22 protein-coding genes, 16 tRNA genes and 2 rRNA genes (1 of these 40 running past the window's edge) are annotated in these 24,749 nt (G+C 38.8%); 11 read left to right on the top strand and 29 right to left on the bottom strand.

Features of this window, described 5'->3' with window-relative positions; genetic code table 11:
• Positions 1-7: 7 nt before the first annotated feature.
• Both MKZ25_RS16395 and MKZ25_RS16400 read left to right on the top strand, forming a co-directional pair.
• A complete protein-coding gene (locus MKZ25_RS16395; RefSeq protein WP_340802418.1) occupies positions 8-697 on the top strand; it encodes a B3/B4 domain-containing protein in 690 nt (229 codons plus the stop codon).
• Positions 698-710: 13 nt separating this feature from the next.
• Positions 711-1,220: a DIP1984 family protein gene (locus MKZ25_RS16400; RefSeq protein WP_340802419.1), complete on the top strand. Its 510-nt coding sequence runs from the start codon at positions 711-713 to the stop codon at positions 1,218-1,220.
• Between the two features lie 213 nt (positions 1,221-1,433).
• Here MKZ25_RS16400 and MKZ25_RS16405 read toward each other — a convergent pair whose 3' ends face one another.
• A complete protein-coding gene (locus MKZ25_RS16405; RefSeq protein WP_445326885.1) occupies positions 1,434-1,922 on the bottom strand; it encodes a methyl-accepting chemotaxis protein in 489 nt (162 codons plus the stop codon).
• A gap of 1,064 nt (positions 1,923-2,986) precedes the next feature.
• On the opposite strand from MKZ25_RS16405, the gene ltrA reads away from it, so the two are divergent.
• Positions 2,987-4,804, top strand: a complete 1,818-nt coding sequence (gene ltrA, locus MKZ25_RS16410; RefSeq protein ID WP_445326855.1) for a group II intron reverse transcriptase/maturase — start codon at positions 2,987-2,989, stop codon at positions 4,802-4,804.
• Positions 4,805-5,010: 206 nt separating this feature from the next.
• On the opposite strand, the gene MKZ25_RS16415 is transcribed toward ltrA, so the two are convergent.
• The 4 genes from MKZ25_RS16415 to MKZ25_RS16430 all read right to left on the bottom strand — a co-directional run bounded on the left by MKZ25_RS16415 (position 5,011) and on the right by MKZ25_RS16430 (position 6,913).
• The gene (locus tag MKZ25_RS16415; RefSeq protein ID WP_340803033.1) at positions 5,011-5,373 is read right to left on the bottom strand and encodes a fluoride efflux transporter FluC; all 363 of its coding nucleotides are present in this window, start codon (positions 5,371-5,373) and stop codon (positions 5,011-5,013) included.
• Between the two features lie 2 nt (positions 5,374-5,375).
• Positions 5,376-5,750 (bottom strand): fluoride efflux transporter CrcB, encoded by a 375-nt coding sequence (crcB, locus tag MKZ25_RS16420; RefSeq protein ID WP_340802420.1) that lies wholly within the window; start codon positions 5,748-5,750, stop codon positions 5,376-5,378.
• Between the two features lie 370 nt (positions 5,751-6,120).
• Positions 6,121-6,441: a DUF4183 domain-containing protein gene (locus tag MKZ25_RS16425; RefSeq protein ID WP_340802421.1), complete on the bottom strand. Its 321-nt coding sequence runs from the start codon at positions 6,439-6,441 to the stop codon at positions 6,121-6,123.
• 46 nt (positions 6,442-6,487) lie between these two features.
• Positions 6,488-6,913: a DUF4183 domain-containing protein gene (locus MKZ25_RS16430; protein ID WP_340802422.1), complete on the bottom strand. Its 426-nt coding sequence runs from the start codon at positions 6,911-6,913 to the stop codon at positions 6,488-6,490.
• 264 nt (positions 6,914-7,177) lie between these two features.
• Between MKZ25_RS16430 and MKZ25_RS16435 the strand changes: the two genes are divergently transcribed.
• The 3 genes from MKZ25_RS16435 to tnpC (MKZ25_RS16445) all read left to right on the top strand — a co-directional run bounded on the left by MKZ25_RS16435 (position 7,178) and on the right by tnpC (MKZ25_RS16445) (position 9,331).
• The gene (locus MKZ25_RS16435; protein ID WP_340802423.1) at positions 7,178-7,372 is read left to right on the top strand and encodes a hypothetical protein; all 195 of its coding nucleotides are present in this window, start codon (positions 7,178-7,180) and stop codon (positions 7,370-7,372) included.
• Entirely contained in the window at positions 7,369-7,722 is a 354-nt protein-coding gene (gene tnpB, locus MKZ25_RS16440) for an IS66 family insertion sequence element accessory protein TnpB (RefSeq protein WP_340802424.1), read from the top strand. The genes MKZ25_RS16435 and tnpB (MKZ25_RS16440) overlap by 4 nt, the downstream gene beginning before the upstream one ends.
• Positions 7,723-7,783: 61 nt before the next feature.
• Positions 7,784-9,331 carry an IS66 family transposase gene (gene tnpC / locus MKZ25_RS16445; RefSeq protein ID WP_340802425.1) on the top strand — a complete coding sequence of 516 codons (1,548 nt, stop codon included), beginning with the start codon at positions 7,784-7,786 and terminating at the stop codon, positions 9,329-9,331.
• A gap of 611 nt (positions 9,332-9,942) precedes the next feature.
• Here tnpC (MKZ25_RS16445) and MKZ25_RS16450 read toward each other — a convergent pair.
• The gene (locus tag MKZ25_RS16450; protein WP_340802426.1) at positions 9,943-10,641 is read right to left on the bottom strand and encodes an N-acetylmuramoyl-L-alanine amidase family protein; all 699 of its coding nucleotides are present in this window, start codon (positions 10,639-10,641) and stop codon (positions 9,943-9,945) included.
• A gap of 72 nt (positions 10,642-10,713) precedes the next feature.
• On the opposite strand from MKZ25_RS16450, the gene tnpA reads away from it, so the two are divergent.
• From tnpA to istB, 4 genes are all read left to right on the top strand, one after another.
• Positions 10,714-11,031 (top strand): IS66 family insertion sequence element accessory protein TnpA, encoded by a 318-nt coding sequence (tnpA, locus tag MKZ25_RS16455; RefSeq protein WP_340800995.1) that lies wholly within the window; start codon positions 10,714-10,716, stop codon positions 11,029-11,031.
• Positions 11,021-11,374, top strand: coding sequence for an IS66 family insertion sequence element accessory protein TnpB (gene tnpB / locus MKZ25_RS16460; protein WP_340800994.1), 354 nt, complete (start codon positions 11,021-11,023; stop codon positions 11,372-11,374). The genes tnpA and tnpB (MKZ25_RS16460) overlap by 11 nt, the downstream gene beginning before the upstream one ends.
• 38 nt (positions 11,375-11,412) lie before the next feature.
• Complete coding sequence (gene tnpC / locus MKZ25_RS16465; RefSeq protein WP_340801190.1) at positions 11,413-13,011, top strand: IS66 family transposase; 1,599 nt, start codon at positions 11,413-11,415, stop codon at positions 13,009-13,011.
• Positions 13,012-13,102: 91 nt separating this feature from the next.
• On the top strand, positions 13,103-13,876 hold the full coding sequence (istB, locus tag MKZ25_RS16470; RefSeq protein ID WP_340800556.1) for an IS21-like element helper ATPase IstB: 774 nt from the start codon (positions 13,103-13,105) through the stop codon (positions 13,874-13,876).
• Positions 13,877-13,931: 55 nt separating this feature from the next.
• On the opposite strand, the gene MKZ25_RS16475 is transcribed toward istB, so the two are convergent.
• From MKZ25_RS16475 to MKZ25_RS16490, 4 genes are all read right to left on the bottom strand, one after another.
• On the bottom strand, positions 13,932-14,258 hold the full coding sequence (locus MKZ25_RS16475) for a hypothetical protein (protein WP_340802427.1): 327 nt from the start codon (positions 14,256-14,258) through the stop codon (positions 13,932-13,934).
• A 12-nt stretch (positions 14,259-14,270) separates the two neighbouring features.
• Entirely contained in the window at positions 14,271-15,725 is a 1,455-nt protein-coding gene (locus MKZ25_RS16480; RefSeq protein WP_340802428.1) for a tyrosine-type recombinase/integrase, read from the bottom strand.
• A gap of 135 nt (positions 15,726-15,860) precedes the next feature.
• Entirely contained in the window at positions 15,861-16,895 is a 1,035-nt protein-coding gene (locus MKZ25_RS16485; RefSeq protein ID WP_340802429.1) for a methyl-accepting chemotaxis protein, read from the bottom strand.
• 238 nt (positions 16,896-17,133) lie between these two features.
• Positions 17,134-18,045 (bottom strand): S66 peptidase family protein, encoded by a 912-nt coding sequence (locus MKZ25_RS16490; protein ID WP_340802430.1) that lies wholly within the window; start codon positions 18,043-18,045, stop codon positions 17,134-17,136.
• A 128-nt stretch (positions 18,046-18,173) separates the two neighbouring features.
• On the opposite strand from MKZ25_RS16490, the gene MKZ25_RS16495 reads away from it, so the two are divergent.
• Positions 18,174-19,052, top strand: coding sequence for a DMT family transporter (locus MKZ25_RS16495; RefSeq protein ID WP_340802431.1), 879 nt, complete (start codon positions 18,174-18,176; stop codon positions 19,050-19,052).
• A 44-nt stretch (positions 19,053-19,096) separates the two neighbouring features.
• Here MKZ25_RS16495 and nagB read toward each other — a convergent pair whose 3' ends face one another.
• The 19 genes from nagB to MKZ25_RS16590 form a co-directional block, all read right to left on the bottom strand.
• A complete protein-coding gene (nagB, locus tag MKZ25_RS16500) occupies positions 19,097-19,828 on the bottom strand; it encodes a glucosamine-6-phosphate deaminase (RefSeq protein ID WP_340802432.1) in 732 nt (243 codons plus the stop codon).
• Between the two features lie 460 nt (positions 19,829-20,288).
• A tRNA-Leu gene (locus MKZ25_RS16505) sits at positions 20,289-20,369 on the bottom strand.
• A 44-nt stretch (positions 20,370-20,413) separates the two neighbouring features.
• Positions 20,414-20,487, bottom strand: a tRNA-Cys gene (locus tag MKZ25_RS16510).
• A 5-nt stretch (positions 20,488-20,492) separates the two neighbouring features.
• Positions 20,493-20,567: transfer RNA gene (locus MKZ25_RS16515), tRNA-Gly, on the bottom strand.
• A gap of 11 nt (positions 20,568-20,578) precedes the next feature.
• Positions 20,579-20,653 (bottom strand) — tRNA-Gln (locus MKZ25_RS16520).
• Positions 20,654-20,680: 27 nt separating this feature from the next.
• Positions 20,681-20,756, bottom strand: a tRNA-His gene (locus tag MKZ25_RS16525).
• Between the two features lie 39 nt (positions 20,757-20,795).
• Positions 20,796-20,871: transfer RNA gene (locus MKZ25_RS16530), tRNA-His, on the bottom strand.
• A gap of 32 nt (positions 20,872-20,903) precedes the next feature.
• Positions 20,904-20,977, bottom strand: a tRNA-Trp gene (locus tag MKZ25_RS16535).
• Positions 20,978-20,987: 10 nt separating this feature from the next.
• Positions 20,988-21,071: transfer RNA gene (locus MKZ25_RS16540), tRNA-Tyr, on the bottom strand.
• 6 nt (positions 21,072-21,077) lie between these two features.
• Positions 21,078-21,153: transfer RNA gene (locus MKZ25_RS16545), tRNA-Thr, on the bottom strand.
• A gap of 9 nt (positions 21,154-21,162) precedes the next feature.
• A tRNA-Phe gene (locus tag MKZ25_RS16550) sits at positions 21,163-21,238 on the bottom strand.
• A gap of 20 nt (positions 21,239-21,258) precedes the next feature.
• Positions 21,259-21,334, bottom strand: a tRNA-Asp gene (locus MKZ25_RS16555).
• Between the two features lie 3 nt (positions 21,335-21,337).
• A tRNA-Met gene (locus MKZ25_RS16560) sits at positions 21,338-21,412 on the bottom strand.
• A gap of 18 nt (positions 21,413-21,430) precedes the next feature.
• A tRNA-Val gene (locus MKZ25_RS16565) sits at positions 21,431-21,506 on the bottom strand.
• 29 nt (positions 21,507-21,535) lie between these two features.
• Positions 21,536-21,610: transfer RNA gene (locus tag MKZ25_RS16570), tRNA-Glu, on the bottom strand.
• A 12-nt stretch (positions 21,611-21,622) separates the two neighbouring features.
• Positions 21,623-21,714, bottom strand: a tRNA-Ser gene (locus MKZ25_RS16575).
• A gap of 9 nt (positions 21,715-21,723) precedes the next feature.
• Positions 21,724-21,799 (bottom strand) — tRNA-Asn (locus tag MKZ25_RS16580).
• Between the two features lie 14 nt (positions 21,800-21,813).
• A 5S ribosomal RNA gene (gene rrf, locus MKZ25_RS16585) occupies positions 21,814-21,929 on the bottom strand.
• 119 nt (positions 21,930-22,048) lie between these two features.
• Positions 22,049-24,749: ribosomal RNA gene (locus tag MKZ25_RS16590) — 23S ribosomal RNA — on the bottom strand (it continues 228 nt past the right edge of the window).

Genomic DNA, 24,749 nt, shown 5'->3' on the forward strand with positions numbered 1-24,749 from the left:
GTTCTACATGAATATTTCAATAAACGAAGCTCTTTTTTCTATTAATGAACAATTAAAAATTGGCCTTATCCATTATAGCAAAATTATCGTTGAAGAATCTCCTCAAATGATTAAAGGACGTACACAACTTTATCAGGAAAATCTATATTTGGAATTACAGGAAACACCTGTGACAGAACGACCTGGCATTAAAGAGTGGCGCCAGCTTTGGAAGTCTTTCGGCGGTGATCCGAACCGGTACCGTCACTCTGCGGAAAGTTTAATGCGACGTATCGCTAAACAGCAATATTTAACGCCATTCCATTCGGCTGTCGATTTAAACAACTTCTTTTCTCTGCAATACGAGATTCCTGTTGGTATCTATGATTTAGATAGTATTGAGGGGGACGTGAAAATCGAAGTAGGCGATGCGACGTCAGGCTATGAGGGAATTAATGGACGGTTTAATTCACTGGAGAATATCATCCATTCAAAAGATGCGCTCGGACCATTCGGCAGTCCCTTTGTTGATTCAAAAAGAACGGCCGTAACAGAAGCGACGACAAATGCGCTGCAAATCTTTTATTTACGCCCTTCCCTTAGTGAAAAGGAAGCAACTGAACTATTGAGCAGTGCAGGGAACATGTTTACACAAATTAGCGGTGGCGAATATGAAATACATATTCTATCAAAGGAAAATTCAAAAGTTCATTTTTAAGGAGTGGAAACATTTGAGTATTAACTTAGCTGAGGCAGTAAAACTAAAAAGTATTATAACGAAGAGAATTCAGGAACGCACGATGCAAGTACATTCATTAACACATGTTATCATTGAAAAAGGTGAACAGCCAAAAACACCTGACTATTCTCTTGAGATGCTTGAAGCAGAGCTAAAAGAGCTTCGTTATGATTCTCGTAAGCTTGATGCCCTAATCTACCGTGCTAACATCGACAATTCGGTTGTCTTTAAAGATGAGGAAATACCTATCGTCGAAGCAATTGAACTGGCGAGCCAATTACGCGCGGAAGCACAATTTTGTAAAAACCTTGGTTCTGAAGAGAAAGAAGCTTTTTACCATAATTCCGGTGATGCCATGCTTTACCGAGTAGCATTGTATGATCCTATGACATATCGCAAGCGTGCAAACGAGCTTGAAAAGGAAGCACATCGCCTTTCCAATCTAATTAATGCCAAAAACTATCAAGTCGAAATTGAATTTGATGACAGCAATTATTTCTAAACCTGGGGCGGTGAGACTCCAAACTAGGTAATAACGAGCGATTTATGCTTCGGCATTCCCTACAACCGGTCAAACCGATAACTCTTTACCGTTTACAATGTTACCTATCACTAATAACCAACCATAGTAAAGGCTAACACAAACTTTTAGAGTAATTTTGCTCGCTCGTTATTAAAAGACACCTGCTCACATTTGTGAAAAGGTGTCTTTGCTTTATAGATGGATTTCGTTTATTCGCCCATTTAAATCTTCCGTTAATGAACGTATTTTAACAGTAATTTGATTAAATTCCTGCGCTGTTTCAAGTTGATGCTGTGCATCTGTCGCTATATTTGCTGTCTCGATTTTGTATCCTTCTACGGTCGATGTCATTTCTTTAAGGAAGTCATTCACATTATAGACATCCTCTTCAATCTGTGTAGCTTTATCGAACGAGTGATTAAGCAATTCTTCTATTTTCTCTACTTTATCGGAGATTTTTTGGAAAAGAGCATTGGAATCATGTACTTTATCTACACCTGTTAAGACACTCTTCTCTGTAATCTGCATTTCATTCCTTAAGCTTGCAGTATCTTGACGTAACCCGGTAATAACTTGAGAAATTTGTACTGCATACTGATTGGATAAATCCGCCAGTTTTCTTACTTCATCCGCTACAACTGCAAAACCTTTCCCCGCCTCTCCAGCACGGGCTGCTTCAATCGCAGCATTTAAACCAGGTAAATCTTTGAAAGATTCCGTGCAGAACGCTTAGAAACCCTTACATACCAAGGGATTAGAACAATTATAAATACAGTAAATTTGTTCTAAAAAAAACCCACCAATTTTTTTGGTGGGTTTTTCAACTTTTTAAAGTTTTTTTATATAACCATAAGTTGATTTTAGGCTGTTTTCGTATAGATTGTTGCCGACTGAAAATTACAGATCATTAAAGGGTATAATTTAGTTGTTATAAACACTTAGAACATTATAAGTAGGTTTATTGTTATTCAACAATCGGGCCATATTGTGGGTGCGACACGTTCCTAGCTTAAATGAGATGTGGTTAACACAATCTTGGTAAAGGCTAGGCAATTTATATTTAATTGAAGGATATTATCAAGGAGTCGAATGATGAGGTAACGCTCTGAAAGGCTCCCCCTGCGTCGAATAGCACGCTGCTTAGTAAGGAAAAGCGTGTTATAAGCTCGGTTAATAGGCGTGAGAATTTACCGTAACAGTCTAGCTGACGAAATCCTACCCGATGGGGTGGTGTAAATCATGGTGCTTGGGTTGAACAAATATGGTGAGAATGCAACCAATAGGATAATAAACCTAATTTGCTGACGAACCTCTGAATGTACGGGTCTAGACTGGCAATACATAGAAATGTGTATATCACTAAATGTGAGATTAGCTATGGATGAGTAAGAATCAACAATATAAAAGTCCATCTTGTGTTACAGGCACATGTAATGCTAACAGGCTCATAGGAGGCACCTAAGTTTGTTCCATAATAGTTAATATTCAACGTGGTAAGCTGATAACGTGGAGAGCTTACTCTCGATGAAACGTTGGAAAGGAAAATAATCGTGAGATTAACGAGTATATAACTTTCCTTAATATCAGTGAAAGTGGTGGCACAGTACCGTTGAAGCGTGTAATGAACGTGGAGGGATCGCCACTAGATTAATACAAGATTTATTCACCATGAAAGGCAGTTCTTCAACGATTAATAAGGTTCTTGTGAGACTAATAGAGGTTCAGCTCCAAAAGGAGCCACCGACTTGTTAAAACGAAAGAAACTGAGACATAACGAATATTATGACATGCAAAATCAATTTGATAGGTTATATGCTCGCAGTGTTGATGGTCAAAATTTTTATGATTTATTAGATGTAATGCAATCGCGTGAAAACATTCAATTAGCGTACCGTAATATCAAGAAAAATACGGGTAGTAAAACAGCTGGGTTTGATGGTCAAACAATTGAAGATATTAAGCAACTTGAAATATCTAAAGTTGTATCAACGATACAAAAGATGTTTGCACACTATCGTCCACAAGCAGTACGACGTGTTTTTATTCCAAAAGCAAACGGGAAAACACGACCGCTAGGTATTCCGACAATTTGGGATAGGTTATTTCAACAATGTATTTTACAAGTCTTAGACCCAATTTGTGAAGCACGATTTTATAAGCATAGCTATGGATTCAGACCCAATCGTAGTACACATCATGCGAAGGCACGTTTTGAAACATTGATAAATCGAGCGTGTTTATATCACTGTGTAGACGTTGATATAAAGGGATTTTTCGATAATGTTAATCATTCGAAACTGTTAAAACAAATGTGGACAATGGGTATTCGTGATAAAGCTCTTCTATCTATAATTTCACGCCTCTTAAAAGCTGAAATTATAGGCGAGGGTTTTCCAGTAAAAGGTACTCCGCAAGGAGGAATACTATCACCACTTCTATCGAACATTGTATTAAATGAGCTTGATTGGTGGGTTAGTAAACAGTGGGAAAGCTTTGAAACGAAGAAGGCTTATAAAAACAAAGTGAATATGAATCAGGCATTAAAGAAATCGAACTTAAAGCATTGTTATATTGTAAGGTATGCAGATGATTTTAAAATCATCTGTCGTACACGTTCACAAGCAATACGCATGTTTTATGCAGTTAAAGATTTCCTCTCTACACGCTTGAATCTTGATATTAGCGACGAGAAATCGAAAGTTGTGAATCTAAAGAAAAATTCTTCCGAATTTCTTGGCTTTCGTATTAAAGCTCATCCTAAGAAAACAGAGAAGCGTACCCTATATGTTGCACATTCACATATGACGAAGAAGGCTCTAAACAATGCCCAAATAAAGTTGAAAAAGGCGGTAAAGACAATACAAAAACATCAATGTATTGAAAATGTCTGGCGGTTTAATACGGTAGTTATGGGTATTCAAAACTATTACTCCGCAGCGTCACACATAACAGATGATTTAGCTGAGCTGAACTATCGTATCCATAGAACGCTACATAATCGTTTGAAAGGGATTAGAAAAGAAGCAACGTTTCAAGACCTTACGAAATCTTTACGAAAAAGGTATAAGGGGTACGAATGCAAGATTTATAAAGTTAAAGAAATGGCACTTGCTCCAATTCATGCTCAACGTTGCCGAATAAATCTAAACTTCTCACAAATTATCTGTAATTATACTACCGAAGGTAGAAATAAAATTCATCATAGTTTAAGAGCGATTAACAAGCAAACACTTATAAATGTGATGCAACAGTTTATCCCTCAACGTTCCATTGAGTATAACGATAATCGGATAAGTAGATTTATTGCGCAATATGGTAAATGTGCTGTAACTGGGGTTGAACTTAGTTTTAATAATTGGCATTGTCACCATAGAACCCCATATTATTTATCGCAAGATGATTCTTATAGTAACTTAATTATTTTACATAAATCAGTTCATAGATTAATTCATCTTAAAGACCCCAAGAAAATTGAAGTACTCATGAAAGTACTTCAATTAGATAAAAAGCAACTAATGAAAGTAAATGAATTGCGTGAGCAATGTCTGAACGAAGCAATCTAATTCTACATTACATCTTGTCCTTACATAAAAATCAAATGAATTGAATTAATTGGAACGCCGTATGCTGGGAAACTCGCACGTACGGTGTGAAGTGGGGGAAAAGCTGGAGATAACTTCAAAGGCTTACCTATCACTATAATAAAAGCCTTTTATGCAATAGTTACCAAACATCGATTTGGTAACTTCAACTAACGATGCAGAATACTTCAAATAAATAGAACACCAATTTTGTATCCAAGATAAGCCAAGATAAGACCTCCACCATATATGGTTGCTGTATAAAATAAAAATTCTTTTTTATAATTGTTTAAGTGCAACTGTACCATTTCTAATTTCAAAGTGGAGAAGGTAGTAAACGCACCCATAAAGCCAGTCCCATATAAAAGAATAATCATTGTATCAGCCTTTGAGCCAGTTATTATTCCTGAAAGAAAAGCACCCAATAAATTTACTGTTAAAGTTCCTATGGGGATTGAGAATCCTGATTTATTATTTAGATATTTACTAATGGAATAACGAGCTATTGCTCCGAAAAAACCACCAATTCCAACCATTAATATATGTACCATTGTCAAGATTTTAATTCCTCCTTATTCACTTTGAACCCCAATCTACTCATTAATAATCCTCCGAAAATGCTTGCTAAAACATAAAGAAAACCAAACAATATATCGCCATTTTGAAACAAAGCAACTGTTTCTACATTTACTGTTGAGAAAGTGGTAAAAGAACCAACGAATCCTGTTCCAATTGCGGTCGATACAGCTGGTGGAACAATAATTTTCTTGAATAGTCTGGTCGTTAACCAAGCCAATAAAAAACTTCCAATCAAATTAATACTTAATGTTGCAAAGGGGAACGAACTATTCGTAAATAATGAAATGCCAATCAAATATCTTAAAATTGCTCCCAGCGTTCCTGCAATACCAACTAAAAAATAAACCATTTTTAAACCTCATTTCCCTGCACTGAAAAAATCTTTCTTTATTATAAACATTTAGCAATTTTGTTCATTGCATTAATTTATTGAATTTTTATATACAATACCATTCAAAATAACGTTCCAAAATGCAAGCTTGGGAATGTTTCAAACAGGGACAAACACTATTAAATCAGTATTTGTCCCTGTTTTTTATATAAAATAATGTTCTGAGACGCTGTGAGAAATTATTTTAAAGAGGTCTGTTCGATTCACTTGTTCTGAATGGCTGTAACATCTAAATAGAATCTCAATGAAATATTCCCAAACGTGAACTACATTGTGTTAGCTAAGGATTATAGTTTGATTAGTTTAACTAATAATTGAAAATTAATCATTAAGTTTGTGTAACTAATTCTACAGCTTCTATTACTAATGGAGTTCCGGCTGAGATTGTACCAGTAACATTGTTAAAAGTTAAATCTGTTGCAGAGATTGTATAAGAATCGCCCTCTTGCATTACACCGTTAATATAGAAATTGTAGTAACCATTTACTACTACCGGAAAAGCAGTTGCAGCAGTCCCGCTATCGTCTAAAAAAGCAGTTGCAGCAATCGTAGTACCATCAATTACTGATAAATCTGCAGCCAATACATTAAAAAATCTTGTCGAAGAACCATTGACTTTTACATTAATGTTAATAATTGAAAGTGCCATTATTTTCACCTCCTTTCAAGGGAAAAAGATTATTTTTGATAGATTTTTATATAGAATTTGTTGTAAATCCCAATGATTCTATAATGATTGGAGTTCCAGCAAAAATAGTTCCATTATTCGGGAGAATTGTTAATGAAGCTGAAGTTACTGTATATATCCCTCCTTCTTGCATCACAGCATTGATGTACAGGTTAACATATCCATTGGGATTAAAAATTTCGAATTCTGTTACCAAATTTCCATTATCATCTGAAAATAGATTAGCCGGAAGTATGACTCCATTTGATAGATCGATATTTTCTGTAACAATATAAAAATATCTATTTATCGTTGGAATAATAGTTCCACCTGGGACAATGACTGGGGGAGGGGGAATAGAACATATATCAATAGCTTTTATACGAGGCCAATAAAATCTATTCTCTTCACAACAATCTTTGTAAACAAATTTTGTGGGATTTATTTCATTCATTTTGTCACCTCACTTTTAAAATCTATAGGTAATCCCATAAACCGTGGGGATTATTTTGAATTATCTAAAGAAGTATAAAAAATTTAGTTTTATATGAATAATTTATGCTTTGAAATTGAAAAGTTCTTGGTATTTGTCTATTAAACGGAAATTAATAAACCTTTTTTGAGGGAGAATAGGTAAGCCCGTACTCAAATAACGCATATAAAACGCCAGGCACCTCCGGTACGATTAAACGTATCAATCAAAGGAGGTGCCATTCTTATGCCTACAAATAAATTAACCATCGTCCCCGTTAAACTGGATCCCCTTCCAACTGAATCTGCCACGCTTCGCTCCTCTCATGATACAGCTATACCAAGTTGTATCATTAAAACTGCAGAAACTGAAATCATCTTCTTCAATGGCGTAGATGAACGCATCATCCAAACCATTATGAAGGAGCTGAAAAGGCAGTGAAGCATGATTTTACGAGTGTGCAAAACATCTATATTATTTGTGGAAAGACTGACATGCGCAAAGGGATAGATGGTCTTGCAACACTTATTCAAGATTCTTTTGAATTAGATCCTTACAGTGATTCGATTTTTCTTTTTTCCGGATGGAGTAAGGATCGCTATAAGTGCTTATACTTTGATGGAGATGGCTTCGCCATGTTTTATAAAAGATTAGATAATGGCAAACTTCAATGGCCAAAAGATGAAAATGAAGTGCGCAATCTTTCTCAACAAGAATTGCGCTGGCTATTAGAAGGTCTCTCCATACAACAGCCAAAGGCTATTGCAAAATCTTCAAAAGGAATCTTTTAACCACATCACCTTTAATGGTATAATTACCCATAAAAAACGAACGGAATGTGGTGACGATTTGATGCCTGTTGATCAAAAGCAAGAAGAACAAAACGAACGTATTATTCGATTATTTGAGCAACAACTGGCTCAATCAAATCGACAAATAGAAGCATTAACTGAACAAGTTCGTCAGTTAACAAAAGCCTTATATGGCTCTAAATCAGAAAAATCAAAATATCAAGCGCCCGATGGGCAAGTTTCCTTATTTGAAGACGACCCGTCTTTTAACGAACCTGAGCAGACAGAAGAACAAAGCACTGAAACGATTAGTTATTCGGTTACACGTAAAAAGAAAAATAAAAAACGAAATGATTCATTCTGTGAAAACATAGAAATAGAAGAAATTCATCATCATCCTGTTCACTTAACTTGTGACTGTTGTCATCAGGAGATGGTTGAATTTAGTTCAACATTAGTGCGGGAAGAAGCAAAGTTCATTCCAGCTACAATGAAACGCGTACAGCACTTTGAGCATATTTATGAGTGTAAAGCCTGCAAAAAAGATGTCTCACAGAAGGCGCAAATCAAACGTGGCAAAGCACCACAAGGTGCTATTCAAAGAAGTATTGCCGGTCCTACGGTTTTAGCAAAGCTTATTTACGATAAGTTTATTCAGTACCTGCCTCTTTACCGTCAGGTAAAGGAGTGGGAACGCCACGGTCTCCTCACGAACGATAAAAATTTATCGAATTGGGTGATTCGTGTAGCAGAAGATTGGCTTCAACCGCTATATGATTTGATGAAGCAACTATTAACAGCAAAATCTGTGCTGCATATGGATGAAACCTTTGGGCAAATACTGAAGCGTTCCGATGGAAAGCCAGCGCAATCAAACGCTTATAATTGGGTTTCTCGTAGTGTTCCAAGCGAAGGTCCTGTGATCGTTCTTTTTAAAAGTGCGCTTTCTCGTGGGCGTGCTATTTTAGAAGATTTTATCAAAGGATTTAAAGGTACCGTCATATGCGATGGCTATTCTGCTTATGGACAACTACCTGACGTTCAATTCGCCAACTGTTGGGCGCATGTACGTCGATATTGGTTAAAGGCCGAGAGTAAGAATGGACAAATCGGTGTGCAGTATTGTGATCGATTATTTCATATTGAGCGTAAAATCAAGCATCTTTTACCTGAGGAACGTGTCCAAATTCGACAACAAGAGTCAAAGCCAATTATCGATGAATTTTTTGATTGGATTGATCGTTCACCTTTCTTTGGTAAAAATGCCATTGCGAAAGCAGCTGAATACACGTTAAGTCGTAAAGAGGCATTAATGGTGTTTCTTGAAAATGGTAATGTAGCCATCGATAACAATCCAGCTGAAAATGCGATTCGTCCTAATGTCATCGGTCGAAAAAATTGGCTTTTCTCTGTGAGTGAAGCAGGTGCGCAAGCAAATGCCATTTGTCTAAGTCTAGCTGAAACCGCTAAAGCAAACGGAATCGATTTCTATAAATACCTGGTAAAGCTACTAACAGACTTACCAAATTTACCGTTTCATCAGCAACCTGAAATTTTACATAGCTACCTGCCGTGGTCAGAAAATATTCAAGTCACATGTGCAAAATAGCCAGCTAGCCGAAAAAAATTTTCAGCTAGCTGGCCATTCGTCGTGCGTACCGTCAAGGTGCGCTATTTTTATATTTCGGGCTTACGAGAATAGCTCCTTCTTAAATAGATAAGATGAAATGAATGCTATGAAAGTGGAATTGGAATATTAACATAAAACCAATAGTTTTGTAACATTTTAATTAAGGGGGCCATCAGAAAAATGTAGATTTATAAAATATACAAAAATAAACCTAATAACGTTCCCAAATGAGAGTTAGGTAACTAATAACCGTGTCTAACTTTTAGGGGTCACTTCAAGTTTGGACGCACATTAAAAAGTCGCGAATGTTGTACAACCAACATTTCGTGGCTTTTAATTTCAGTGTTTAGTTGTTGTTATATATTTTTAAGTAAGTAGTCCATCTATAATGAACTACAACCGAAAATTTATTTTCTAGATTTTAAACTATGGCTTAATCCTAATATATTCAACTTTAGAAACACTAAGCTCCGACAAATATACAGGGAAAACTATATTTTTTTGCTATGTAACTATTATTAGATGAGATAGATTGTAGCAATATATAAAATAAGTCCGCTATCTGTTAGCATGATAGTGGACTTATTTGTCTATTTATTAAATGTGCGATTAATTACAGCTGCTTGATAGCTTAATAACTGAATATCATCATATTTTGCGATGGCATCATCCGTATGCACTTTTGAATTAATAATTCCTTCGCTACGTGCCTTTTTTAATAACGAGCGAATTTCTTCTCGCCCTGTTTCATTTAAAAACACGTTTGAGCCTTCCTTTTTTTCCACTGGTATAGAAGGTTTTTTTAGTTTTAAATATGTTGCAAGCGCCTCAGCAATCATACGCCCTGCATTTTCTAACACATTTTTATCACGTAGCTTCATAATGTCAATCTTACTATCCATGAAGCCGCCTTCAATTAGAATCGCCGGCATTTTTGTTTCGCGGACAATGTGTAAATTTCCTTCTTTAATTCCACGATTTTTTAGTCCATAAGCTTTTACAAGCGCTGGATGAATGGCCGCTGCTAATTCTCCGCTCATTGTGTTTTTATTGCCAATATACACAAACGTCTCGACACCTGTATGATTTCCCCATGTAGCTCCTAATGCATTATGGTGAAAAGAGATATAATACTGAGCACCCCAACCATTCGCGTTATTTGTACGTTCTTGTAATGGTACATCTCTTTGCCCTGTTGGATCATCAAATCGTTTACTTGTAATTCCCTCGTATTGTGCTAGTTCATTCGCAAATGCTCGCGCGACAATGTCATTAAATGTAAGCGCCAAATATAGCACACCTTCAACGAATTTAATGGCCATGAGACAATCATGACAATGAATGAAGTTGGAGGTTTTTTTATGAAACGATCAGAACGTCAGCTGATGTGGCAATCTCGTATTCAAGCTTTCCACACGAGTGGTGAAGCAAGCGTTGCTGCTTGGTGCGCAAAAGAAAATGTACCTGTTCAAAGTATGTATCAGTGGCTGCGTAAATCACGGACGCAGACAAAAATTCAACCTGCTCAGTGGTTACCTGTTGTTGTACAAGAGCCTGTTCTACCTGAAACGATTCCCATTACGATTAAATTAAATGGCATCACCATTGACTGTCCACCCGATTTTGATGAAGCGACTTTAACGAAAGTCCTTCAGGTTGTCCAACATCATGTTCACTAATTTAAGAATGGATCAAGTGTTCATTGCGTGTGGACCAACAGATTTACGGAAATCCGTGGATGGTCTCGCTGCAATTGTACAAGAAAGCTTTCAGCTTGATCCCTTTTCATCGCATCTCTTTGTATTCTGTAACCGAAAAAAGGATAAATTAAAAATCCTTCACTGGGACCATAATGGATTTTGGCTCTTTTATCGTCGTTTAGAAGATGGCCTGTTTGACTGGCCCGATGAAGCGACTACGCCATTGAAAATTTCAGGCAGGCAATTTAAATGGTTACTCGAAGGGTTACCTATGAATCAAAAATCCTCACATATGAAGATTTCTGCTAAAGTTGTCATTTGAAAAAGGAATTCGGCTATTCAGGTCGAATTTCTTTATCTATGGTAAAAATCGAACTTACTCCAACACTTACAATTGAAGAACTCGCAAAAAAGAATGCGGCGTTGGAAAAACAAAATGAAGCCCTACTGGCTAAACTCAACTGGTGGGAAGCACAGTTCCGCCTGAGCCAACAAAAGAAGTATGGTGCTTCAAGTGAAAAAACCAACCAAGATCAACTTACGCTGACGCTATTCAATGAAATGGAAATGACGTCAGATAACACGGTCGAAGAACCGACGCTTGAAACGGTTACCTATAAACGTAAAAAGCGTTCGGGTCAAATCGAAGCGATGTTAGAAAACTTGCCTGTCGAAACGATTCACTATCGTTTAAGCGAAGAAGAGCAGGTTTGTTTGTGTTGCGGTGAAAAGACACACGAAATGAGTACACAAATCCGTCGTGAATTGAAAATCATTCCGGCACAAGTCGAAGTGGTCGAACATGTTCAACACATTTACAGCTGCCGTCATTGTGAAAAAGAAGGAACAGAAACACCTATCGTCACAGCGAAAATGCCAGCGCCTATGTATCCAGGTAGCTTAGCTTCGCCATCAGCGATGGCTTATTTGATGAGCCAAAAATATTGTGAAGGTCTTCCGCTTTATCGACAAGAAAAACAATTAGAGCGAATGGGCATTTCACTCTCACGTCAAACGATGGCGAACTGGATGATGTATGGGGCGAACACATGGCTTATCCATTTATATCATCATCTTCATAAAAAACTACTACAAGAGGATATTGCCCATGCGGATGAGACCAGTTTACAAGTATTAAATGAACCTGGTCGCGCTGCGACAAGCAAATCGTTTATGTGGATGTATCGAACAGGTCGAGAAGTGGCGCCCATCGTGCTTTATGACTATCAAACAACACGCTCGGGTAAACATCCCAAAGCATTTTTACAAGGTTTTTCAGGTTATCTCCATGTCGATGGATATGCAGGTTATCACGACTTGAAAAATGTCGAGTTGGTCGGGTGCTGGGCGCACGCGCGTCGAAAATATGATGAAGCACTGAAATCCTTACCAGCAAATCTACAAAATACAGAGCAGCCATGTGCCGCAAAAATAGGCCTTCAATTCTGTAATCGTTTATTTGCGATCGACAAAAAGATTAATAAAATGGACGACTGTACACCTGAACGTCGCTACGAGGAACGTCTGAAGCAGAGTAAACCTGTATTAGATGATTTTTTAGTATGGCTAAAAACAGAAAAAGCCCGTGTCGCACCAAAAACAAAATTAGGTGAAGCCATTACATACTGTTTAAATCAGTGGCAAAAACTCGTGGTATTTTTAAAGGATGGTCGTCTAGAGTTAGATAATAATCGAGGCGAACGTTCGATTAAACCGTTCGTTATCGGTCGCAAGGCGTGGTTATTTGCGAGTTCTCCAAAAGGCGCAAAGGCTAGTGCTGTCATTTACAGTATTGTAGAAACAGCCAAAGAGAACCAACTCGATCCGCTGAAATATTTAACGTATGTCTTGGAACAGCTGCCGTTAATTGAACGAACAGACGACGCAGCGTTAGATGCGTTGATGCCTTGGTCAGATAAAATTCCGACCAACTGCCACGTACCAAAACGAACTATATAGATAACATAACAATAGCGGCTGCCTAAAACTAGGTGGCCGCTATTTGACGCTTACATTTATTTAAAAGTCTTAGCTGGAGGTAGAGATTAATATGACCCATCCTTTCGAATTATTACAAGACAAATGTCGCACCCTACGTCTGGCTGAGACAGCAAAAGAGTTGCCGAATCTAATGCGAGCAGCGGAATCAAAGAATTGGACTTATCATGAATTGATTCACGAAATCTTGAGTTACGAATTGAACTGTAGAGAGAAAAAGAATAATGAGAGATTAATGAAGTGGGCTGAGTTTCCAGAGAAGTTAACTTTTGAAGAATATAACTTGAATGAACAATCAGCAATAGGAGAAAAACAACTTAATGTTCTAAAAGAATTGAATTGGGTTGAAGAATATTTCACATTAATTATGATGGGCCCAACTGGAGCTGGTAAAACGCATTTGTCGATCGCTTTAGGAATACACGCCGTGGAGAAAGGATACCAAGTATCCTTTATCTCCATGAGCCAACTCATGTATGTTTTAAAAACAAAAGAATATACCAACAAGTCGAAAACTCGTTACAAGCGGATTATTACATCTGATTTGATTATCATTGATGACGTGATGTACATGACATACGAAGCTCAGGAAGCTAACTTATTCTTTCAATTTATCTATGATTTATATGATAAAGCTGCATTTATATTGACATCAAACAAAGGTCCAGGAGAATGGGGGAAGTTTTTAGGAGACCCAACATTAACAACCGCTATTTTGGATCGCTTACTTCATCGAAGTGAGATTATCACATTTGACAAAGAGGCAGATAGTATTCGAATGAAATATAGAAAGGCTTTATTCCAACATCAAACTGTTGAAACTTAATTGGTGAAAACTGTTGAAACTTACTTGTGAAAAACTGTTTAATTCTACTTGACGGTTACAAATTGTAATAATAAGCCCAGCGTATAGTACGTTTGTAATGAGTATAGCTTTCAAATAAGATATTAAAGATTTTTATTTTATCAGTGGTACTTATGAATTCATTTTCTAAAAACCAAACTAGAATATATTCGATTGTTTCATTTTCTAAAGGCTCTTTACTATTTTGTAACCAAAATTCAGGTGTTGGGTACTTTTGATGGAAACTATCAATCGTTTTCTGTATACGCGGAATATCCCGACCAAATAATTTAAGTTTAATGGGGTTTTCGGATTCCCTTTTTAAAAAGGCATCTGTACTCATCCAAGTAAGGCTGCTAGACATATAACGCTCCTGTCATTTTATGGTATTTTTTATATCTGAAATAATGGATTCTGGCTTATCATCGTTTAAATAATGAATATAGGTAGTCCTCGTTATTTCTGTATCTGAATGACCTAATAAACGTGATACATCATCCAAAGTATATTTTTTAATTCGTAGCAAATACGTAGCGTAAAAATGTCGGAAAGTGTGGGGAGTAATAAAGGAATAATCAACTCCTGTTTTCTTACTTATATTTTTACTAATGGTTTTAACAATAGAATAAACAGTGCTTCCGAGCATAGGTTTACAATCATTTCTAGGTGAGATGAATAACTCATCAGGATTTTTTGTATTCTTAACTTTAATTAATAATTGACGTTCTCTTAATGCACTGTATAGAATGCTTGTAAGTTCTTCTTGTTCAAATATGTAAAAAACTTCTCTACTGTTAGTTTTATTTCTTCTTGTATGATGGGAATTATCTTCTGTAAGTCTAACCTCACATATCCATTTATTAAGTGATTTATTATAGTATAGATCACCAAATTTTTGTTCTTTCAAAAGTGATAACGCTTCATTGTAATTTAAGTGTAAGAAGTTGCTAGGTAATTTACTTGTATCAAATAATAGATTAGATAGTTCACCTTCTCTTATTCCAAACCCTTTTAATAAGTAAATAACTAATTTATTAATATTAGAAGTCTTAATTAAATTCAAAGCACTCATAAATAATTCAATCTCTTCTAGAGTAGGAATTCTTACTTTAATAGGAGATGCTTTCTTTTTAGATTCAATATGTTTAATTCCTGCCTTTGCACAAAGAGCCTTTGTATCGTATTTTACCTTTGCATAAGCTACCTTGTTTGTTGAAGAGAAGCTGGATGTGTTATCCACCTTTTTTCTTGGGATTGAATCTACTGCGATGGGTTTTCTTTTGTTATAAAAGTCGATATATTTAAACGTATTTTGTAAAGCTTTAACAATAGAGTCGTTGCTTAGTTCGTTGGCTGATGAAAAACTTCTTTTCCCATATTCATTAATATCTAGGTTTTTTATATCATCATCTACTAATGGGATATAGTCTATCAAACTCCACATTATGCTTTTAGTTACGTTTATTCCCTTAGTGCCAAGTATTCTAAGATACAATAAATATCCTACTAATAATTCCTCTAAATCAGTAACTTCCTCTAAAGTAATTTCAAATAACATTAAAAAATCTAAAAATTTAGTCAAATCATAAGCTGTTGATCTTACTGTATTAGGTGAATCTCCACTTGAAACAATTTCTATTAATAAATCAGTTGCTTCATTATGTGTAGTGTAATCGGGTTTAACTACACACCCAACCCCTTTATTTGCAATGAAATGAGCATAATGTAATCCATTAATCTTTTTACGTTTTATATATTCACCAAGTTTATCTAGTGATTCATCTATGGTGAAGGAATTGCTTATTATGTTAGTTAATTCTAATAGCCCCATACGCCCCAACCTTCTTGCTAAAAAATTCTAAATATATTAATATTATAAATACAGTACATTGATGATTGCAATACTGTATTTATAATTGTTATGAAGGCTGTAATATCAAGGGTTTGTTTAAAATACATTAAAAAATCAATGATATGCAAGCAAATTCGTTTGAGCGGCAATTTCCGTAATTAACTGTAATGTATTTTCAATTTCAATTGAACGGTTCTCCAACTGCTTCACAACGAATTGCATCTGATCTGCACTTTTCACGACACTGTTCATCTGTTGAACCGTATCTGACATAACGGCCATCCCGTGTAATGCCTCTTCCGATGTTTCCTGTGAAGCTTCTTTTGAGATGGTCAGGTGATTGATGACCGTATGGGTACTTTCGTTTACTTTTTCAAGCATTGCACGACTTTTCTCTGTATAGTCCATCTGTTCATCTGCTGCTGTTACTAAATGCTGGATTGCCAATTGAGTGTGTTGCGCTGATTCTTTACTGGTTGTGGCACTCGACTCCAAAGTATTAATATTTTCCAGTACTTGTTGAGACATGCCATTAACATTTTTCATCATATTTTTAATAATGTCAGCATGATTCTTTTCTTTTTTGTATTGCTGAATTGTATGTTTACGCACAAGAATTTGCGTGATGACAACCCCACTAGTCAACAATAGGAAGAAGGCATGGATCAGCAGTAATTTAAATGGATACTCAGTCAAACCGCACAATAATTCCGGTACAAAGAAATAGCCTAGTAGATGCTGAGCTACGAAAATCATTGTTGATACGACAACAATTTTAACACTTTCATAATAGCCTAATGCGGCCACCACCAGAAATACAGAAAAATGATATTCTACCAATCCGTGTCCGCTTGCGATGAGAGCTATACTTCCGATAGTTGCTGAAATAGCTGTGAACATAGGGATATATGTATGTGAACTGTTTTTTCTAAATAATATATAGGATGCAATAATCAGACCAATGGATATTGAAATTAAAGAAAAGATGATTGATGCATTCATTGGTGTTAAAGATGCTCCACGTGATTGTTCCAGCAAAGTATACGGTTCGATCCATCCAAAAACCCGATGTAAAAGAAATACGGCTACCGTAATGCCGCTCATAACAACTGAAAATAAAATCATTACTATATTTTTATTTTTATACATAATACAGACACCATTCCTCTCTTTATCTCATGATATAAAATTTATGTATATTCTTGAAAAAGCCTCCTTAATCTACTGCCTTACTATAATTTAACACAATACCCATTTTTATTCCTATATTTCGTTTAGAAAATTCAGATTAAAGTCTTACATAAAAACTTAAATAGAAGTATTTTTTACCTATAAATATAGAAAAAAGACAGATAACGGTAATTATCTGTCTGCTCTTTATAAATATTTACTCTACCCCAGGTAAAATTCTTAATGCCTTTTCATCTGCGTCCAAAATTACATCCACACCTAATGGAATCGCAATATTAGGTTTGCAGTGGCCAATTTTAAATCCTGCTAACACAGGTTTGTTAAATGGCTTCAAATACCCTTCTATTACCTTCAGTACATCTGCATAGCTGTATGTATCATCCGGCATATTAAAGTCCGCTATAGCAAAGCCTGCTGCAAGCTCCAGCTTTCTTGAAAGACGCAGCTGGTTCAGCATTAAATCAATTTGCTCAATTGTTTCCCCTATATCTTCAAGTAGTAATATTTTATTGCGCACATCAATTTCAAATTTCGTTCCAAGCGTACTGACAATACGGTTTAAATTTCCGCCTGTCAATTCGCCGCGTACAACTCCCGGTACAATTGCCGTAAGTGGTGAAATGCTATCTGTATACTGAATTTCAATCGGTTGGAACAGCTGCTGGAACATTTTTTTAGAAAGAGTATCCAGCTCCCCTTTTGGACTGGACATCATCGGGCCATGGAATGTCACTAAATTTGCAAACTCGTTTACTTGAGTGTGTAGAGCCGTCACATCGGAAAAGCCCCAAATAATTTTCGGATTGTCCTCGATTAATGGGTAACTTATTTTATCGATAATTCTTGAGACTCCATAGCCGCCTGTCACTAAAAAGACTGCCTTCACTTCCGGATCGACAATCATTTGATGGAAGTCTTTAATACGCTCCTCGTCGGAACCTGCCAAATAGCCTTCATAATCTTGCACTGTATTACCAAGCTTATATTTTAAACCTAGCTCATCTAAGAACGCTAATTTATCACCTAATGATTCTGTCTTAAGCGGACTGCTTAAATTTACTAATCCTACAGTATCGCCTTGCTGTAATCTTGCTGGTCGTATTTTCATTTTAATGACCTCCTTTTACTTCTGTCGCTATTGTATCATAGCGTTTTATGTAAAGCGCATTGCAAATTCCATGTGGTTGTCCCTATAATAGATAAAATCATTTTTCCAATATAAGGAGATGTACAAGTATGAAATTTCCACCACAGCTATTGCTCATTTTAGCTACTTTATTATGGGGCGGTAACTTTGTAATTGGCCGGGCTGTTTCCGGGGATATTCCTCCGATTACTCTAGCTTTTTTACGTTGGATTGTCGCCTTTCTCGTATTTTTCCCTATCGCCTACCAACGAACAAAAAAAGAATGGCCTGCGCTGAGACAGTATTGGGGTGCTGTCATTATTTTAGCACTAACAGGAGTTGCCGCATTCAATACACTCGTATATATCGGCCTGCATTATACAACGTCCATCAATGCATCATTAATGAATTCATCGACACCGATTATTATATACATACTGAGCTTCATCTTTTTAAAAGAACGCTTAACAAAATTTCAACTGCTCGGCACGCTTCTCTCTTTAGCCGGAGTGCTCTTTATTATATCTGGAGGTTCATTGCAAAGCCTGCTTACATTTTCTTTCAACAAAGGGGACTTAATCGTAGTAGTTGCGGTAGTATGTTGGAGTGTCTATTCATTACTCATTAAAAAGTATGCTGGGAAATTGCCAGGATACTCTACATTTTTAGTGACGATCGCAATCGGTGCCATTATGTTACTCCCGTTTGCAGTATTTGAACAACTTACATCGTCACAAGCAATCGTATGGAACGCTTCGACAATTGGGGCGATTATTTATGTGGGGCTCATTGCTTCAATTGTTGCCTTTTTAAGCTGGAACAATGGTGTGGTCTCATTAGGTGCGAACAAAGCGGGAATCTACCTGAACTTCATTCCACTATTCGCTGCAATCTTTGCCGTGCTGTTTTTAAATGAGCAACTCCTGCTTGCCCAAATAATTGGTGGGGTCGCTGTTATTGCCGGGGTATTTATTTCGACTATAAAATAAAAAGGAGTGCACATTGTATGCACTCCTTTATTTTATTTAACATCTTATTTAACATCTGTATAAATTACAGTCACATCCGGATGGTTGTGCAGAGCGCTTGCAGGAAAGTCTTCTGTTACTATCCCACTGCGCAAACGATCAAAGGCCTCTTGTTTTGATGCACCCGAAATTAATAATACAATCTTTTTAGAACTCAAGATTGTCTTGATACCCATTGTAATAGCATGTGTCGGAACATCGTCAATTGAGTCAAAATAAACTTGATTCGCTTCACGTGTAGACTGTGTGAGCTCTACAATATTTGTACCTAAATCAAAAGGAGTACCCGGCTCATTAAAACCGATATGTCCATTCACACCGATTCCTAAAAGCTGTACATCAATATTTCCTGCATCCTTTATCATCGCATCATATTCAGCTGCTGCCTTTTCTAAATTTGATTTATTACCTGCGGGTAAATAAATATTTTCCTGTTTTATATCAATATGATTAAACAGATGATGATCCATATAAAAATGGTAGCTCGATTCATTTGCCGGATTAATGCCGATATACTCATCCAGGTTAAAAGACTTGGCCTGTGCAAAGGATACCTCACCAGCTTTGTATGCTGCTACCAGCTCTTTATAAAAGCCTTCCGGAGTACCACCTGTAGCCATTCCAAATACCGTTGCACCATTCTTTTTTAATTGATCTATAAAAATTGTTGCGGCAATTTTACTCATCTCATCATAATTCGTCGCTTCAATCCATTTAAAGTTTGTTGCTACATTCATTTATTTAATTCCCTACTTCCTTACTAAAATACACATTTGTTATTATTTAAATAATATTTGCTGTGTTTTATCTTCCTTACATTATAATGTTCATTCTATAGTAAATATTTTTAAGAAGCTAGAAAAAAACGTATTATTTCCTATAAAAAAAGCTTGTACTGAAGCGAGGCTTAAACATATGTACTTAGCATATCTTTCGCAATTTTAAATATGAAAAACAGAGAAACCATTTTAATTCCTGAATAATATTATTATACTTTTAAACACTTTCAATGGATTAATGATTGCATGCATTCTAGGAAATCCATAAGCATTGTTACTGCGGTTGCAGCGTTATTATAAGAGCGGTAATGCAGGAGTAGATATTATACTACAATTCAATTACTGAAAGCATAAGCAAAAAACCCTTAAAGCCTAATTTAAAGGTTTTAAGGGTTTTTGATCTGTTGTATTGAACTGATACCGAGTGTGGGACTTGAACCCACACGCCTCGCGGCAACGGATTTTGAGTCCGTCGTGTCTGCCATTCCACCAACTCGGCAAAATAAGGTAAAAAAAAATCGGGTTTTCCGATTCAATAAAATATGGAGGCGGCAACCGGATTTGAACCGGTGGTAAAGGTGTTGCAGACCTGTGCCTTACCACTTGGCTATGCCGCCATGTTTGGAGCGGAAGACGAGGTTCGAACTCGCGACCCCCACCTTGGCAAGGTGGTGTTCTACCACTGAACTACTTCCGCAAATAAAAAAATGGCTGGGGTACCTGGATTCGAACCAGGGCATGACGGAATCAAAATCCGTTGCCTTACCGCTTGGCTATACCCCAATATTTAAATTTTTATATAGAATAGAATGGGGCGACTGATGGGAATCGAACCCACGAATGCCTGAACCACAATCAGGTGCGTTAACCACTTCGCCACAACCGCCACTATATTATAATTTTAATACTTAAACCTAAATAAAAATGGGGCGACTGATGGGAATCGAACCCACGAATGCCTGAACCACAATCAGGTGCGTTAACCACTTCGCCACAACCGCCACTATATTATTTTAAGTATTTTAAAGTTATTTGGCAGGGGCAGTAGGAATCGAACCCACACTGACGGTTTTGGAGACCGTAGTTCTACCTTTAAACTATGCCCCTATCAAAAGGATGGTGGAGGGGGACGGATTCGAACCGCCGAACCCTAAGGAGCGGATTTACAGTCCGCCGCGTTTAGCCACTTCGCTACCCCTCCAGGTAATGGTGCCGGCGAAAGGAGTCGAACCCTCGACCTACTGATTACAAGTCAGTTGCTCTACCAACTGAGCTACACCGGCAAAAAAATATGGTGGGTTTGGACGGAATCGAACCGCCGACACTTAGAGCTTCAATCTAATGCTCTACCAACTGAGCTACAAACCCACAATTTAATGTTTTAAAAATGGCGGTCCCGACCGGGATCGAACCGGCGATCTCCTGCGTGACAGGCAGGCATGTTAACCGCTACACCACGGGACCATTTGGTTGCGGGGGCAGGACTTGAACCTGCGACCTTCGGGTTATGAGCCCGACGAGCTACCACTGCTCCACCCCGCGATAATACTATTTGTTTAATGGTGGAGGATGACGGGCTCGAACCGCCGACCCCCTGCTTGTAAGGCAGGTGCTCTCCCAGCTGAGCTAATCCTCCAACGCTGGATACTTACTTATGTATCTTTTTGGTGACCCGTACGGGATTCGAACCCGTGTTACCGCCGTGAAAGGGCGGTGTCTTAACCACTTGACCAACGGGCCTCTAAATTTGCCTGGCGGAGAGTAAGGGATTTGAACCCTTGATGCAGGGTTACCCGCATACACGATTTCCAATCGTGCTCCTTCGGCCACTCGGACAACTCTCCAAGATTTAATGGCTCCGAAGGCAGGACTCGAACCTGCGACCTGCCGGTTAACAGCCGGATGCTCTACCAACTGAGCTACTTCGGAATAATTTTATAACAGCCTAGCGACGTCCTACTCTCACAGGGGGAAGCCCCCAACTACCATCGGCGCTAAAGAGCTTAACTTCCGTGTTCGGTATGGGAACGGGTGTGACCTCTTTGCCATCATCACTAGACTATTTATTCGAAAGACATTACTTATTATATCATACTTTTCATATTTGTCAAGTATTTTTTAATAAATTTTCATTCTTTCAAAACTGGATAAACGTTTCATTGAATTGAGCAATAAAATGTGGTTAAGTCCTCGACCGATTAGTATTCGTCAGCTGCATACGTCACCGCACTTCCACCTCGAACCTATCTACCTGATCGTCTTTCAGGGGTCTTACTTACTTGCGTAATGGGAAATCTCATCTTGAGGGGGGCTTCATGCTTAGATGCTTTCAGCACTTATCCCGTCCATACATAGCTACCCAGCGATGCCTTTGGCAAGACAACTGGTACACCAGCGGTATGTCCATCCCGGTCCTCTCGTACTAAGGACAGCTCCTCTCAAATTTCCTACGCCCACGACGGATAGGGACCGAACTGTCTCACGACGTTCTGAACCCAGCTCGCGTACCGCTTTAATGGGCGAACAGCCCAACCCTTGGGACCGACTACAGCCCCAGGATGCGATGAGCCGACATCGAGGTGCCAAACCTCCCCGTCGATGTGGACTCTTGGGGGAGATAAGCCTGTTATCCCCGGGGTAGCTTTTATCCGTTGAGCGATGGCCCTTCCATGCGGAACCACCGGATCACTAAGCCCGTCTTTCGACCCTGCTCGACTTGTAGGTCTCGCAGTCAAGCTCCCTTATGCCTTTACACTCTACGAATGATTTCCAACCATTCTGAGGGAACCTTTGGGCGCCTCCGTTACTCTTTAGGAGGCGACCGCCCCAGTCAAACTGTCCGCCTGACACTGTCTCCTACCCCGCTAAGGGGCATGGGTTAGAAGTTCAATACAACCAGGGTAGTATCCCACCGACGCCTCCTTCGAAGCTGGCGCTCCGAGATCTCTGGCTCCTACCTATCCTGTACAAGTTGTACCAAAATTCAATATCAGGCTACAGTAAAGCTCCACGGGGTCTTTCCGTCCTGTCGCGGGTAACCTGCATCTTCACAGGTACTATAATTTCACCGAGTCTCTCGTTGAGACAGTGCCCAGATCGTTACGCCTTTCGTGCGGGTCGGAACTTACCCGACAAGGAATTTCGCTACCTTAGGACCGTTATAGTTACGGCCGCCGTTTACTGGGGCTTCAATTCACAGCTTCGCTTGCGCTAACCGCTCCTCTTAACCTTCCAGCACCGGGCAGGCGTCAGCCCCTATACGTCACCTTACGGTTTTGCAGAGACCTGTGTTTTTGCTAAACAGTCGCCTGGGCCTATTCACTGCGGCTTCTCTAGGCTATGCACCCAAAGAAGCACCCCTTCTCCCGAAGTTACGGGGTCATTTTGCCGAGTTCCTTAACGAGAGTTCTCTCGCACACCTTAGGATTCTCTCCTCGACTACCTGTGTCGGTTTGCGGTACGGGCACCTCTCACCTCGATAGAGGCTTTTCTTGGCAGTGTGAAATCAGGAACTTCGCTCATACGAGCTCGTCATCACAGCTCAACGTTATAGTATGCGGATTTGCCTACATACACGCCTTACTGCTTGAACACGCGCAACCAACGGCGTGCTTACCCTATCCTACTGCGTCCCCCCATTTCTCAAACGGTGAGGAGGTGGTACAGGAATATCAACCTGTTGTCCATCGCCTACGCCTATCGGCCTCGGCTTAGGTCCCGACTAACCCTGAGCGGACGAGCCTTCCTCAGGAAACCTTAGTCATACGGTGCATGGGATTCTCACCCATGTTTCGCTACTCATACCGGCATTCTCACTTCTAACCGCTCCACCAGTCCTTCCGGTCTGACTTCAACGCTGTTAGAACGCTCTCCTACCACGCATACTCAAAGTATGCATCCACAGCTTCGGTGAATCGTTTAGCCCCGATACATTTTCGGCGCAGCGTCACTCGACCAGTGAGCTATTACGCACTCTTTAAATGATGGCTGCTTCTAAGCCAACATCCTGGTTGTCTAAGCAACGCCACATCCTTTTCCACTTAACGATTACTTGGGGACCTTAGCTGGTGGTCTGGGCTGTTTCCCTCTTGACTACGGATCTTATCACTCGCAGTCTGACTCCCGTGTATAAATATCCGGCATTCGGAGTTTGTCTGAATTCGGTAAAGCGAGATGCCCCCCTAGTCCAAACAGTGCTCTACCTCCGGTATTCTCAATCACGAGGCTAGCCCTAAAGCTATTTCGGAGAGAACCAGCTATCTCCAGGTTCGATTGGAATTTCTCCGCTACCCACACCTCATCCCCGCACTTTTCAACGTGCGTGGGTTCGGGCCTCCAGTGAGTGTTACCTCACCTTCACCCTGGACATGGGTAGATCACCTGGTTTCGGGTCTACGACCACGTACTAATTCGCCCTATTCAGACTCGCTTTCGCTGCGGCTCCGTCTTCTCAACTTAACCTCGCACGTAATCGTAACTCGCCGGTTCATTCTACAAAAGGCACGCTATCACCCATTAACGGGCTCTAACTACTTGTAGGCACACGGTTTCAGGATCTATTTCACTCCCCTTCCGGGGTGCTTTTCACCTTTCCCTCACGGTACTGGTTCACTATCGGTCACTAGGTAGTATTTAGCCTTGGGAGATGGTCCTCCCGGATTCCGACGGAATTTCACGTGTTCCGCCGTACTCAGGATACACTCTGGAGGGAATGAACTTTTGACTACAGGGCTTTTACCTCGTTTCGCGGACCTTTCCAAGTCGCTTCGTCTAATCCATTCTTTTGTAACTCCGTATAGAGTGTCCTACAACCCCAAAGAGCAAGCTCTTTGGTTTGGGCTCTTCCCGTTTCGCTCGCCGCTACTCAGGGAATCGAATT

It is taken from the genome of Solibacillus sp. FSL W7-1464 (assembly GCF_038004425.1).
Lineage (GTDB): Bacteria > Bacillota > Bacilli > Bacillales_A > Planococcaceae > Solibacillus.

Bases quoted from the DNA above. Each gene is read 5' to 3' on its own strand.
- MKZ25_RS16395 (WP_340802418.1), top strand. From the start codon at position 8: ATGAATATTTCAATAAACGAAGCTCTTTTTTCTATTAATGAACAATTA.
- MKZ25_RS16415 (WP_340803033.1), bottom strand. From the start codon at position 5,373: ATGGTACATATATTAATGGTTGGAATTGGTGGTTTTTTCGGAGCAATA.
- crcB (WP_340802420.1), bottom strand. From the start codon at position 5,750: ATGGTTTATTTTTTAGTTGGTATTGCAGGAACGCTGGGAGCAATTTTA.
- MKZ25_RS16425 (WP_340802421.1), bottom strand. From the start codon at position 6,441: ATGGCACTTTCAATTATTAACATTAATGTAAAAGTCAATGGTTCTTCG.
- MKZ25_RS16430 (WP_340802422.1), bottom strand. From the start codon at position 6,913: ATGAATGAAATAAATCCCACAAAATTTGTTTACAAAGATTGTTGTGAA.
- MKZ25_RS16435 (WP_340802423.1), top strand. From the start codon at position 7,178: ATGCCTACAAATAAATTAACCATCGTCCCCGTTAAACTGGATCCCCTT.
- tnpC (WP_340802425.1), top strand. From the start codon at position 7,784: ATGCCTGTTGATCAAAAGCAAGAAGAACAAAACGAACGTATTATTCGA.
- tnpA (WP_340800995.1), top strand. From the start codon at position 10,714: ATGAAACGATCAGAACGTCAGCTGATGTGGCAATCTCGTATTCAAGCT.
- tnpB (WP_340800994.1), top strand. From the start codon at position 11,021: ATGTTCACTAATTTAAGAATGGATCAAGTGTTCATTGCGTGTGGACCA.
- tnpC (WP_340801190.1), top strand. From the start codon at position 11,413: ATGGTAAAAATCGAACTTACTCCAACACTTACAATTGAAGAACTCGCA.
- istB (WP_340800556.1), top strand. From the start codon at position 13,103: ATGACCCATCCTTTCGAATTATTACAAGACAAATGTCGCACCCTACGT.
- MKZ25_RS16475 (WP_340802427.1), bottom strand. From the start codon at position 14,258: ATGTCTAGCAGCCTTACTTGGATGAGTACAGATGCCTTTTTAAAAAGG.
- MKZ25_RS16480 (WP_340802428.1), bottom strand. From the start codon at position 15,725: ATGGGGCTATTAGAATTAACTAACATAATAAGCAATTCCTTCACCATA.
- MKZ25_RS16485 (WP_340802429.1), bottom strand. From the start codon at position 16,895: ATGTATAAAAATAAAAATATAGTAATGATTTTATTTTCAGTTGTTATG.
- MKZ25_RS16490 (WP_340802430.1), bottom strand. From the start codon at position 18,045: ATGAAAATACGACCAGCAAGATTACAGCAAGGCGATACTGTAGGATTA.
- MKZ25_RS16495 (WP_340802431.1), top strand. From the start codon at position 18,174: ATGAAATTTCCACCACAGCTATTGCTCATTTTAGCTACTTTATTATGG.
- nagB (WP_340802432.1), bottom strand. From the start codon at position 19,828: ATGAATGTAGCAACAAACTTTAAATGGATTGAAGCGACGAATTATGAT.